Raw genomic sequence first — 14,497 nt, 5'->3', positions numbered from 1 at the left:
GAAGTCGGTGACGGTAACCCGCTGCGCGGCAATGGTTTCCGCGAGATACGCCGGGTCACGATGACCGTCGTGCGTGGCGACCACCAGCTTCGCCCCGGCGCGCAGCGGCATGAAGTAGCCCCACAGCGACACGTCGAACGTGGTCGCGGTCTTCTGGAAGTAGACGTCGTCGGCACCCATCGGGTACTCGGCCAGCATCCACGTCGTCTGGTTGTGGATCGCGGCGTGCGAGACCGCGACACCCTTCGGGCGACCGGTGGAGCCCGACGTGAAGATCACGTAGGCCGGGTTGTCCGGATGCAGGGGCTCGAGCAGCTCGTCGGGCTGCACCGGGGTGCCGTCGAACCCGTCGAGATCCACGGTGTCGATGTGCAGCACCGGAATATCGCCCGGCACCGGCACCGCGTCGGCCGTCGTGCTGAGCACGCAGATCGGCTGCGCGGTCTCCAGCACGTGCGCGATGCGCTCGGCCGGATGATCCGGATCCAGCGGCACGTACGCACCACCCGCGGTCACGATCGCGTACATCCCGACCACGAGATCCAGCGACCGCCGGACCGCGAGACCGACCAGCGATTCCGGACCCACACCCTGGTAGATCAACCGGCGGGCCAGGATGTTGACCCGCTCGTCGAACTCCCGGTAGGTCAGCTCCGCGCCCTCGTAGGACACCGCGACACGATCCGGGTGTTCGGCCACCGCGCGGCGGTAACCGTCGAGCAGCAGTTCGGGCGCCACGTCGTGACGAGTGTCGTTCCACTCCACCAGGATTCGATCGCGCTCGCCGCCGTCGAGCAGCTCGAGGTCGCCGATCGGGGTCCGCGGCGCGGCGATGATCTCGCCGAACAGGCGCACCAACCGGTCCACGAAGCCCCGTACCGTCGACTCGTCGAACAGATCGCTCGCGTAGGTCAGGAAGCCTCCGATGCCCGCCGGGACGCCGGACTCGTCGTACCGGTCGGACACGATCAGGTGCAGATCGAACTGCGACTGCTCGGTGTCGATGTCCATCGCGCCGACCGTCAGGCCGGGCAGCTCCAGGGTCGGCAGCGCGATGTTCTGGAACGACAGGCCCATCTGGAACAGCGGGTGCCGCGCCGTGGAGCGCGCCGGGTTCAGCACCTCGACCAGGCGCTCGAACGGCACATCGGCGTTCGCGAACGCCTGGATATCCGTCTCGCGCTGGCGGGCGAGCAGTTCGGTGAACGCCGCGCCCGCATCGGCCCGGGTGCGGAACACCAGGGTGTTCATGAACATGCCGATGAGGTCGTCGAGCGCGGCCTCGCCGCGGCCCGCCATCGGGGTACCGATCGCGATGTCCTCGGTCCCCGACAACCGCGACAGCAGCACCGCGAACGCCGTATGCACGACCATGAACAGCGTCGCGCCCTCGGCCCGCGCCAATTCCACCAGCGCACGGTGCATCTCGGCGTCGATGTGGACGTCGACCTTGCCACCGGCGAACGACTGCGTCGCGGGGCGCGGGCGATCCGACGGCAGATCCAGTTGCTCCGGCAGATCCGCCAGCGCGGTCTTCCAGTAGCCGATCTGCTTGGCCGCCAACGACTCCGGATCGTCCTCGCTGCCCAGCACCGCACGCTGCCAGACGCTGTAGTCGGCATACTGCACCGCCAGCGGCGCCCAGCCCGGCGCCTCCCCCGCGGCCCGCGCCGCGTACGCGGTCACCAGGTCGCGGGTAAGCGGGGCCGCGGACGAGCCGTCACCGGCGATGTGGTGGATCACCATCGCCAGCACGTACTCCCGTGCCGCGCTGTCGATCTCGAACAGCACGACCCGCAGCGGCACCTCGGTGGTCACATCGAAGCCGGTCGAGAAGAACCCGATCACGGCCGCCTCGATCGCCTCCGGCGCGACCGCACGCACCTCGAGCTCCGGAACGGCCTGTCCCGGCGGCAGGATCACCTGCACGGGTGCGCCGTCGACCTCCGGGTATACGGTGCGCAGCACCTCGTGCCGGGCGACCAGATCACCGATCGCCGAGCGCAACGCCTCGACATCCAGCGCGCCGGTCAACCGCACCGCGATCGGCACGTTGTAGGCCGCGGACTCCTGGTCGAACCGGTTCAGGAACCACATGCGCTGCTGGGCCAGCGACAGCGGAATCCGTTCGGGGCGTTCGACACTGCCGAGTTCGGCGGTGCGCACGCCGCGGGCCTGCGACTCGACCGCCGCGGCCAGCGCGGCCACGGTGGGCGTCTCGAACAGCGTCCGCATCGGCACCCGGGCGCCGACCGCGGCGCCCAGGCGCGCGATCACCTGGGTGGCGATCAGCGAGTTGCCGCCGAGCGCGAAGAAGTCGTCGTCCGCACCGACGCGGGCCACGCCGAGCACATCGGCGAACACCCCGGCGACGATCTCCTCGATCGGCGTGGACGGGGCCCGGAACTCGCGCCGCGCGAACGTCGGCTGCGGCAGCGCCTTGCGATCCAGCTTGCCGCTGGTGTTCAGCGGGAACGCGTCCAACGCGACGATCGCGGCCGGAATCATGTAGGCGGGCAACGTCTGCCCGGCCGCCGTCAGCAGCCGAGTCTGATCGATGGACGCACCGGGCGCCGGGACCACGTAGGCCACCAGCTGATCGCCCAGATCCGAGGGCACCACGAGTGCGACGGCCTGGCTCACCGAGGGCTGCGCCAGCAGCGCCGATTCGATATCACCCAGTTCGATGCGCTGACCACGGAACTTCACCTGGAAATCGGTGCGGCCGATGTACTCCAGCACACCACCGTCACGCCACACCACGAGGTCGCCCGTGCGGTACATGCGCTGGCCCGCGGCTCCGCCGCCGTTCATGCCCTCGCCCGCGGCTCCGCCGCCGTTCATGTCCCCGAAGGGGTTGGCCACGAACCGATCCGCCGTCAGATCCGGCCGCGTGACATACCCGCGCGCCAGCTGATCACCGGCCAGATACAGCTCGCCCGCGACACCGGCGGGCACCGGACGCAACCGCGAATCCAGCACGTACACCTGGGAATTCCACTGCGGCACACCGATCGGCACGCTGCCGCGCTCGTCCCCGGTCGCGGGGCGGTAGGTGATCGACACCGCGGCCTCGGTCGGCCCGTACAGGTTGTGCACGGTCGCCGAGGTCACGGCCCGCATCGCCGCCACCGTCTCCGGCGGCAGCGCCTCACCGATCGCGAACACGTCGCGCAGCGTGGGCACCGAGCCCGCCGGGGTGTGGGCGGCGAACACCGTCAGCATCGACGGCACGAAGTCGGTGACCGTTACCCGCTGCGCCGCAATGGTTTCGGCCAGGTAGGCCGGGTCCCGATGGCCGTCGGGGGTCGCGACCACGAGGGTGGCCCCGGCGCGCAGCGGCATGAAGTAGCCCCACAGCGACACGTCGAACGTCGTCGCGGTCTTCTGCAGGTACACATCGTCGGTGCCCATCGGGTACTCGGTGAGCATCCAGGTGATCTGGTTGTGGATCGCGCCGTGCGAGACCGCCACGCCCTTCGGCCGACCCGTCGAACCCGACGTGAAGATCACATAGGCCGGGTTGTCCGGATGCACGGGGCCGCGGAGTTCCTCGGCCCGCACCGCTCCACCGTCGAAGCCCGACAGGTCGACGGTGTCGATCTCCACGACGGGCACCTCGCCCGGAACCTCGAAACCGTCACGCGCGGCGGTCAATACGCACACGGGGCGGGCGGTGTCGAGCACATATCCGATGCGCTCGGCCGGGTGATCCGGATCCAGCGGCACATACGCACCACCGGCCGTGACGATCGCGTACATCCCGACCACCAGGTCCAGCGACCGCCGAACCGCGAGGCCCACCAGCGATTCCGGGCCGACGCCCTGCGAGATCAGGTGCCGCGCCAGGCGATTGACCCGCTCGTCGAACTCGCGATAGGTCAGCTCCGCACCCTCGTAGACCACCGCGACCCGATCCGGATGCGCGGCGACCGCGCGGCGATAGCCGTCCAGCAGCAGTTCCGGATCGACCTCGTGCCGAGTGTCGTTCCAGTCCAGCAGCATTCGATCCCGCTCGGCGCCACCGAGCAGTTCCAGGTCGCCGACCGCGGTGCGCGGCGTGGCGACGATCTCGCCCAGCAGCCGCACGAAGCGCTCCACGAACTGCTCCACCGTCGCCCGGTCGAACAGATCGGTGGCGTAGGTGAGGAAGCCGCTCAGGCCCGCCGGTTCGCCCGCCTCACCGTAGTTGTCGGCGATGATCAGGTGCAGATCGAACTGCGACAGACCGGTGTCGAGATCGAGCCCGGAGACCCGCAGGCCGGGCAGTTCCAGGCTGGTCTGCGCCAGGTTCTGGAACGACAGACCGACCTGGAACAGCGGATGCCGCCCCGTCGAACGCACCGGGTTCAGCACCTCGACCAGCCGCTCGAACGGCATATCCGCGTTCGCGAACGCCTGGATGTCGATCTCGCGCTGCCGCGCCAGCAGGTCGGTGAACGAGGCCCCGGCATCGACCTGCGTGCGGAACACCAGGGTGTTGACGAACATGCCGATCAGGTCGTCCAGCACCGCCTCGCCGCGACCGGACATCGGGGTACCGATCGCGATGTCCTCGGTCCCGGACAACCGCGACAGCAGCACCGCGAAGGCGGTGTGCACGACCATGAACAGCGTCGCGCCCTCGGCCCGCGCCAATTCGCCCAGCGCACGGTGGATTTCGGCATCGATCTCGACCGGGACCTTGCTGCCCGCGAAGGTCTGCACCGCGGGCCGCGGGCGGTCGGCGGGCAGATCCAGCTGCTCCGGCAGATCCGCCAGCGCGGTCTTCCAGTAGCCGATCTGCTTGGCCGCCAACGACTCCGGATCGTCCTCGCTGCCCAGCACCTCGCGCTGCCAGATGCTGTAGTCGGCGTAGTGCACCGCCAGCGGGGCCCAGCCCGGCGCCTCCCCGGCGGCGCGCGCCGCGTAGGCGGTCATCAGGTCGCGGGTCAGCGGTCCGGCCGACGAGCCGTCGCCGGAGATGTGGTGGATGACCATCGCCACGACGTAGTCGCCGGTCCCCTCGGGTGCCGCCGCGCGGTCGGTGAGGTCGAACAGCGCGACCCGCAGCGGCACCTCGGTGGTGACGTCGAAGATCGTCGAGGTCAGCTCCAGCACGGCCGCCTCGACCGCATCCGGCGCGACGGGCCGGACCTCGAGCTCCGGAAGCGCCTGCGCCACCGGCAGAATCACCTGCACGGGTCGGCCGTCGGTCTCCGGATAGACCGTGCGCAGCACCTCGTGGCGGGCCACCAGGTCCTCGACGGCCGCGCGCAGCGCCTCGATGTCCAGCGCGCCGGTCAAGCGCACGACCATCGGCACGTTGTAGGCCGCGGACTGCTGGTCGAACCGGTTCAGGAACCACATCCGCTGCTGCGCCAGCGACAGCGGGATCCGCGCGGGGCGCGGTCCGGCCACCAGCTCGCGGCGGCCCGAGCCGACCTGGCCCTCCACGCGCACGGCCAGTGCGCTGACCGTGGACGCCTCGAACAGCAGCCGCACGGGCACCCGGGTGTTCAGCGCGCTGCCCAGGCGGGCCACCACCTGGGTGGCGATCAGCGAGTTGCCGCCGAGCTCGAAGAAGTCGTCGTCGACGCCCACCGCCCGCGCGCCGGTGTCGAGCCCGAGCACATCGGCGAAGGTGTTCGCCACGATCTCCTCGATCGGCGTCGAGGGCGCCCGGAACTCGCGGACCTCGAACGCCGGTTCGGGCAGGGCGCGGCGGTCGAGCTTGCCGTTCGCGGTCAGCGGCAGGGCGTCGAGCACCACGATCGCCGACGGAATCATGTACGACGGCAGCATCGTGGCCAGGTGCGCGCGCAGCGTGGCGTCGAAATCGGTGTCGCCGGACACGGATTCGGCGGGCACCACGTAGGCGACCAGCCGATCGCCGGTGCGGTCGCCCGAGCGCACCAGGGCCACGGCCTGCGCGACCGCATCGTGTGCGCGCAGCGCGTACTCGATCTCGCCCGGCTCGATCCGCAGGCCGCGCAGCTTCACCTGGAAGTCGCTGCGGCCGCGGTAGACCAGCGCCCCCGAGGCGTCGCGCGCCACCAGGTCACCGGTGCGGTACAGGCGAGATCCGTTGTCGCCGAACGGGTTGGCGACGAACCGCTCCGCCGTCAGGCCCGCGCGGTCCACGTAGCCGCGCGCCAGCTGCGCACCCGCGAGATACAGCTCGCCCACGACGCCCGGCGGCACCGGGTGCAGCCGCGAATCCAGCACGTATGCCTGGGTGTTCCACACCGGCGCACCGATCGGGAGCGCGGGCAGCGCGGCATCGACGGTCTCCGGCGCCACCGAATAGGTGGCGTTGACGGTGAATTCGGTCGGGCCGTACAGGTTGACCAGCTCGACGCCGGACAGGCCGAGCCGCCGGAACGCCTTCACCGCCTCGCCCGTGAAGGCCTCACCACCGACCAGCAGTGCCCGCAGCGATCCCAGCGCGGCGGGATCCACGGTCGTCGCGAACACGGTCAGCAGCGACGGCACGAACGAGGCCAGGGTGATCCGCTCCGCGGCGATGACCTCCGCCAGATAGCGGGTGTCGCGATGCCCGTCCGGCGTCGCGACGACGACCCGGGCGCCGGTCAGCAAGGGCGCCAACGGTTCCCACACCGAGGCGTCGAATGTCGCCGGGGTCTTGTACAGCACCACGTCCTCGGCGCCGATCCCGAATTCGGTGACGAGCCAGCGCATCTGGTGCTGCAGCGCCGCATGCGACACCCCGACGCCCTTGGGGCGGCCGGTGGAGCCGGAGGTGAAGATCACGTAGGCCAGGTGCTGCGGGCGCAGCGGTGCCACCCGCTCGGCATCGGTGACCGGCGCATCGGAGTAGCCGGACAGGTCCGGATCGTCGGTGGCGAGCACCGGCAGGTCCGCGGGCGCGAACGCGTCGCGCGCGGTGGTGAGCACGCAGGCGGGGGCCGCGGTCTCGAGCACGTAGGCGATGCGGTCGGCGGGCTGGTCCAGATCCAGCGGCACATACGCGCCACCGGCCTCCAGCACCGCGTGGATGGCGATCACCAGATCCAGCGAGCGCCGCATGCCGAGGGCGACCCGGACGTCGGGTCCGACGCCCGCCTCGATCAGCCTGCGCGCCAGCCGATGTACCCGGCTCGCCAGTTCCGCGTAGGTCAGCGCAGTGGCGGGGCCCTCCTCGGTCGAGCGATCGACCACGGCGATGGCGTCCGGCGTCGTGCGCACCTGCGCGGCGAACTGCTCGACCAGCGGTGCGGGCGAACCGATCTCGACGGCGGTGTCGTTCCAGCCGCGCAGCTGCAGCGCCGCCTCCCGCGCATCCAGCAGCGGGATGTCGCCGACCGGGCGGTCCGGCGTGGCGGCCACGGCCTTCAGGATCCGGACGAACCGCCGCGCGAAACCGGCCACGGTCTCGTCGTCGAAAAGGTCGGTGGCATAGACGAACTTGGCCGTGATGCCCGCCGGGACCGAGGCGCCGTTACCGGTGGCCTCCGCCGCACGCAGCTGTTCGGTGAGCTCCAGTGCCAGATCGAATTTGGCCGTCTCGGTGGGCAGTTCGACACCGCTGACCGTCAGCCCCGGCAGCTCCAGGGTGGTCGGGCGGTTGTTCTGCAGCGACAGCATCACCTGGAACAGCGGGTTGCGGGCCTGCGAACGCCGCGGGTTCAGGATCTCCACCAGCCGCTCGAACGGCAGGTCGGCATGGCCGAAGGCGGCGATATCGCCGGCGCGCACCGACTGCAGCAGCTCACCGAAGGTGGTGCCGCCGTCGATCTCGGTCCGCAGCACGAGGGTGTTGACGAACATGCCGATCATGTCGTCGAGCGCCTTGTCGCCGCGACCGGCCACCGGGGTGCCGATCGAGATGTCCGACTCGCTGCTCAGCCGCGACAGCAGCACCGCGAGCGCCGCGTGCACCACCATGAACATGGTCGCGCCGCGGGCGCGCGCCAATTCCGCCAGCTTGGCCTGGGTCTCGGCGCTGATCTCGAAGTTGTGGATGCCGCCGCGGCCCGACGCCACGGCGGGACGCGGGCGGTCGGACGGCAGGTCCAGCTGCTCCGGCGCACCGGCCAGCGCCTCGGTCCAGTACGAGATCTGCTGGGCGATCACCGAATTCGGATCGTCCTCGGAACCCAGCACCTGGCGCTGCCAGATCGCGAAGTCCGCGTACTGCACGTCCAGCGGGCGCCAGGCGGGCTCGCCGCCGTCGACGCGGGCGCCGTAGGCGGTCATCACGTCGCGCGCGAACGGGCCCATGGAGAAGCCGTCACCCGAGATGTGGTGCACGACCACGACCAGCACGTGCTCGGTCGGGCTGATCTCGAACAGCCCCGCGCGGAACGGCGGCTCGGCCGTGACATCGAATCCGGTCAGGACCAGCTCCGAAAGCCGCAGCGGCAGTTCGGATTCGGTGACCTCGATCGGCGTCAGATCCGGGATCACCCGGCCGGTCGGCACGATCTCCTGGTAGGCGGCGCCGTTCACCTCGGGGTAGCGGGTGCGCAGCGATTCGTGGCGGGCCAGCACGTCGGCGACCGCGATGTGCAGCGCCTGCCGGTCCAGCAGCCCGGACAGCCGCACGACCACCGGGATGTTGTCGACCGCGGACTCGGGGTCGAAGCGGTTGAGGAACCACATCCGCTGCTGCGCCAGCGACAGCGGGATCCGCTCCGGGCGCTCCTGCGGCACCAGCGGATTGCGGCCGCCCGCACCGGCGCCCGACTCGGCGCGCGCGGCCAGCGCGGCGACCGTGGACACCTCGAAGATCTCGCGCACGCCCAGCTGCGTGTTCAACGCCGAGGACAGTCGCGCCGCCACCTGGGTGGCGATGAGCGAATTGCCGCCCAGGGCGAAGAAGTCGTCGTCCAGGCCGACCCGCTCCAGGCCCAGCACCTCCGCGAAGGTGCCCGCCACGATCTCCTCCACCGGCGTGGTGGGGGCGCGGAAGGTCGCCGCCTCGAACACCGGCGCGGGCAGCGCGCGGCGGTCGAGCTTGCCGGAGGCATTGAGCGGCAGCTCCTCGAGATCCATCACCACCGACGGCACCATGTAGGACGGCAGCCGCTGTCCCAGGTCCTCGCGCAGCGTCTCGACATCGATCGAAAGGCCCGGTGCGGCAACGACATACGCCACCAGCTGATCGCCGGTGTGCTGGTCGCCACGGACCACGACGACCGCCTGGGCGACCTCGTCCAGCGCGGTGAGCGCGGCCTCGATCTCGCCCAGTTCGAGGCGCTGGCCGCGCAGCTTCACCTGGAAGTCGGTGCGGCCCAGGTACTGCAGCTCGCCGTCGGCGGTCCACATCACCAGGTCACCGGTGCGGTACATCCGCTCCCCCGCGCCGGTTGTGCCATTGTTTCCGGCCCCGAAGGGGTTGGCGACGAAGCGGTCGGCGGTCAGGTCGGTGCGCGCGACGTATCCGCGCGCGAGCTGGTCGCCCGCGAGATACAGCTCTCCCGCGACGCCTTCCGGCACCGGCCGCAGCCGCGCGTCGAGCACGTACACCCGGGTGTTGAACACCGGCCGCCCGATCGGCACCGCATCGACGTCCGCGTCGACCACCCGGTGATAGGTGACGTCGACCGCGGCCTCGGTCGGCCCGTACAGGTTGTGCAGCTCCGCCCCGGTCAGCTCCCGCAGGCGGTGCGCCGACTTCGGCGCCAGCGCCTCACCGGAGGCGAAGACCATCCGCAGCGAACCGCACTGCGCGACAGCAGGTTCGGTGACGAACACGGTCAGCATCGACGGGACGAAGTGCGTCACCGTCACGCCCTCCGCGGCGATCAGCTCCGACAGGTAGGCCGGGTCGCGGTGGCCGTCCGGCTTCGCGACCACCAGCCGCGCGCCGATCTGCAAGGGCCAGAAGAACTCCCACACCGACACGTCGAAGGTCGCCGGGGTCTTCTGCAGCACCACATCGTCGGCGGTGAGCCCGTACTGCGACTGCATCCACACCAGGCGGTTCGCGATGGCCGCATGGGTGACCGCGACGCCCTTCGGCCGCCCGGTCGACCCGGACGTGAAGATCACGTAGGCGGTATTGCCGGGCCGCAGCGGCGCGCGCCGCTCGGCATCGGACACCGGCTCGGTCGAATACGCCGACAGCTCCAGCAGATCGATGCGCACCTGCGCGGTGTCGGTGTCCAGATCCGCGCCGGAGGTGAGCACGCAGACCGGATCCGCGGTCGCGAGGATGTACTGCGTGCGCTCGGCCGGATGCTCGGGATCCAGCGGCACGTACGCGCCGCCCGCGGCCGACACCGCGTACATGCCGACCACCAGGTCGATCGAGCGCCGCATGCCCAGGCCCACCAGGGTCTCCGGGCCGACGCCCCGCTCGATCAGCCAGCGCGCCAGCTTGTGTACGCGAGCGGCGAATTCGGCATAGGACAGACTTGTCCCCTCGAACGTCACCGCGGGCGCGTCGGGCGTGCGCGCGGCCTGCGCCTCGAACATCGCGACCAGGGTCGCGGCCGGGACCGCGCGCTCGGACAGCGCGGCCTCGACATCGAATTCCGTGGCGTTCCAGCCGGAGACGATCAGCTCGCGCTCGGCGGGCTCCAGCAGTTCGATGCCGCCCACGGCCGCATCGGGCTCGACGGTGATCGCGGTGAGCACCCGCACCAGCCGGTCGGCGATGCGGCGCACCGTGTCCTCGTCGAACAGATCCCGCAGATACCCGGCGCGAATGCGCAGCCGGGAGTCGAGCTGCACGATCAGGGTGAGCGGGTAGTGGGTCGCGTCGGTGGCGTCCAGGCCCGTCACGGCCATGCCGTCGATATCGGCGGCCTGCCGCTGAATGCCCTCGGCGTCAACGGGATACGACTCGAACACCACCAGGGTGTCGAACAGTCCGCCGACCCCGGCCGCGGCCTGGATCTCCGCGAGGCCCACGTAGTGGTGGTCCAGCAGATCGGCCTGCTCGCCCTGGATCCGCACCAGCAGCTCGCGCGCCGACTCCGATTCGGCGAAGCGCACCCGCACCGGCACGGTGTTGATGAACAGGCCCACCATGGATTCAACGCCGGACAGCTGCGGCGGCCGCCCCGACACCGTGGTGCCGAACAGCACGTCGTCGCGACCGGTCCAGCGGCCCAGCAGGATTCCCCAGGCCGCCTGCAGCACGGTGTTCGCCGTGACACCCAGCTCGCTCGCCAGCCCGGTGAGCCGCGCGGTGGCGTCCTCGTCGAGTTCGAAGACGTATTCGCCGGACAGGGCGGTGATTTCGCGACCGGCGTCGGGCCGGGTCAGCAGGGTCGGTTCGGACACGCCGCGCAGCGCGGTCGTCCACGCTCGCACCGAGGCCGAATGGTCCTGCTGCGCAACCCATTCCAGGAAGTGGCGGTAGGACCGCACCGGCGGCAGCGCGGCGGTGTCGGAGCGGGTGGCGTACAGCACCAGCAGATCCCGCATCAGCAGCGGCATCGACCAGCCGTCGAGCAGGATGTGATGGTTGGACACGGCCAGCCGCCAGCTGTCGGCCGCGACCCGGATCAGGGTGAACCGGATCAGCGGCGGCTCGGCGAGATCGAACCGGTGCATCCGGTCGGCCTCGATGAGGTCGCTCGCGTCGCCGGTGGCCCGGCGGTCGAATTCGGCCCACGCCACGCGCACGTCGTCGAGCACCAGCTGCACCGGATTGCCCGCGCCGTCGGTGACGAACGCGGTCCGCAGGTTCTCGTAGCGATCGACGAGAGCCTGTGCGGCCGAACGCAACCGGGCCGAGTCGAGCCGTCCGGTCAGGGTGAGCACCGCCTGCGCGGTGTACACGTCGACCGAGGCCGCGGCCAGCTGGGCGTGGAACTGCAGGCCCGCCTGCAGCGCCGACAGCGGCCACACCTCGCTCAGCGACGGGAAGCGCTGCTCCCAGCCGTCGATATCGTGCTGGGTGACCCGCACCAGCACGAAGTCCGACGGCGTGTGGCCGCCCGCCGCGGCCGAATCCGCGTGCCGCGCCACGGCTTCCAGCGCTGCGACCCACAGCCGCCCGAACTCGGCGACCGCCTCGGCATCGAGCAGCGTTGTGGGATAACCGATATTGGCCGAGAGCTGATCGCCGACCACGATGGCGTTGATGTCCAGCGGCGCCATCACGGGCATATCGGCGTCGTAGCCGCCGCCCAGCGCCCCGAGTTCCGGCGCCGGGATCCAGCCGAATCCGCGCAGAGCCTCGGGGACCTGGCCCTCGGAGACCCGGCCCAGGTAGTTGAAGCTCACCTGGCCGGGCAGCTGCTCGGGCAGCCGGGCCGCGGTCTCCGGATTCAGGTAGCGCAGCAGGCCGTAGCCGAGCCCCTTGTCCGGGACCGCCAGCAGCTGCTCCTTGATCGCCTTGATCGCCGGGCCCAGCGCCGGTCCGCCGGTCAGCGCGGCGTCGATGTCGATGCCGGACAGCTCGAATCGCACCGGGAAGATCGCGGTGAACCAGCCGACCGTGCGCGACAGATCCGCGCCGGGCACCACATCTTCCTCGCGCCCATGGCCTTCCAGCCGGACCAGCACGGAATCGTCCACCGGCGCCTGCGCCGCGCGGGTCGTCCGCCACTTCGCCAGCGCCAGCACCAGCGCGGTCACCAGGCCGTCGTTGACGCCGCCGTGGAACAGCTCCGGAACGGTGGTCAGCAGGGCGCGGGTGGCCTCGGCCGATACCTCGAGGCGATGCCGCTCGAGCACGCCCGAGACGTCGACGGTGGGATCGAGCGGCCGCTCGGTGAGCAGCGGATCGGGGCCGTCGACCACCGTGCGCCAGCGGTCGATCTCGTCACCGCGCTCGGTCGCCAGCCGCTCCAGCGCGTGCGCCCAGGTGCGCATGCTGGTGCCGGTCGGCGCGAGTTCCGGGGTCTGCCCGGCGGACAGCTGTCCCCAGGCGGCCACGAAGTCCGGCACCAGGATGCGCCAGGACACACCGTCGATGACCAGGTGGTGCGCGACGACGATCAGGCGCCCGGTGCGCTCGCTCGCACCGATGGGCTCCAGCCACACGAACCGGATCACCACGCCCGCTTCGGGATCCAGGCGGTCCAGCGCGGAATCCAGGGCGGCCGAGGCGATCTCGAACAGCGCCTCGTCGTCTGCGTCCGCGTCGAACTCGACCCGCTCGATCAGCGCGTCGACATCGACGGTGCCGGAGGCGGCGGTCTCCACGATCCACTCGGCGCCGCCGTGCCGGCGCAGCCGGGCCCGCAGCATGTCGTGGCGGTCGATGACCGCGGCGGCGGTCGCGGCGATGCCCTCGCGGTCGATCCCGGCCGGAAGTTCCAGCGCCAGCGTCTGATTGAAGCGCCCGAACGAGCCCGGCCGCTCCACCATGAACTTCACCACCGGCGTCAGCGGCATGGTGCCGACGCCGCCGCCGGGCAGCTCCGCCAGCACCGGCTTCGCATCGCCCGGTGCGCCACCGGTTTCCGCCACGGCCGCCAGCCCGGCGACCGTGCGCTGCTCGAATACGTCGCGCGGGGTGAAGATCACGCCTCGTGCCTTGGCCCGCGAGACCAGCTGAATGGAGACGATGGAGTCGCCGCCGAGCGCGAAGAACGAGTCGTCGACGCCGACCCGTGCCACGCCCAGCACCTCGCCGAAGACCTCGGCGATGGTCTGCTCCAGCGGGTTACGGGGAGCCCGGAACTCGGTATCGGTCTCGAAGACCGGTTCCGGCAGCGCGCGGCGGTCCAGCTTGCCGACCGGGGTCAGCGGAATGCTGTCGAGCACCATGATCGACGAGGGCACCATGTAGGTCGGCACCCGCTCCTCGAGGTGTGCCTTCACGACCGCGGTATCGATCGAACGGCCCGGCGCCGCAACGACATACGACACCAGCACGACCGCGCCCGCGGCATTCGTGTGGCCGATGGTGGCGGCGAAGTCCACGGTCTCGTGCGCGGTCAGGGCGGTGTCGATCTCGCCCAGCTCGATGCGGAAGCCGCGCACCTTGACCTGGAAGTCGGAGCGGCCCACGTACTCCAGCCGGTACTCGGTCCGCCCGCCCGGTCGCGGGCGCGAGGTCCACCGCACCACATCGCCGGTGCGATACATCCGCTCACCCGCTGCGCCCCCCGCACCTGCTGTGCCAGCCCCGATCGCCGTGCCTGCTGTGCCAGTCCCGCCAGTCATGTCCCCGAAGGGGTTCGCCACGAACCGATCCGCGGTCAACCCCGCACGCGCGTGGTAACCACGCGTCACCTGCGGACCCGCGATATACAGCTCACCCGCGACACCGTCCGGCACCGGCTGCAACCGGCTGTCCAGCACCAGCGACCGCATGCCCCGGTTCGGGCCACCCATCGTCAGCGCGTCACCGGGCAGCAGCGGCTCACCGATATTCACCACGATCGTGGTCTCGGTGGGCCCGTAGATGTTGTGGAACTGGCGCACCGGCCGGTCCGGCAGCGACTCGTCGCCGAGCGGGATGGCCCACTTCGCCAGCAGCTCGGGCGAATACGCCTCACCACCGACGGCCAGCACCCGCAGACTGTCCAGACCCGCCGGATCCAGCGTCGCCAACGCCGCCGGGGTGATGAACAGATGAGTCACCTGT

The 14,497-nt window shown here is 70.8% G+C and carries 1 protein-coding gene; it reads right to left on the bottom strand.

Features of this window, described 5'->3' with window-relative positions:
• Window positions 1–14,497: non-ribosomal peptide synthetase (locus QH290_RS00895; RefSeq protein WP_280381699.1), on the bottom strand; the 14,497-nt coding region annotated here is incomplete at both ends.

It is taken from the genome of Nocardia wallacei (assembly GCF_029869545.1).
Taxonomy (GTDB): Bacteria; Actinomycetota; Actinomycetes; order Mycobacteriales; family Mycobacteriaceae; genus Nocardia; species Nocardia wallacei_A.
Note: the sequence above shows the minus strand (reverse complement) of the source record. Positions and strands in the feature narration are given on the sequence as shown.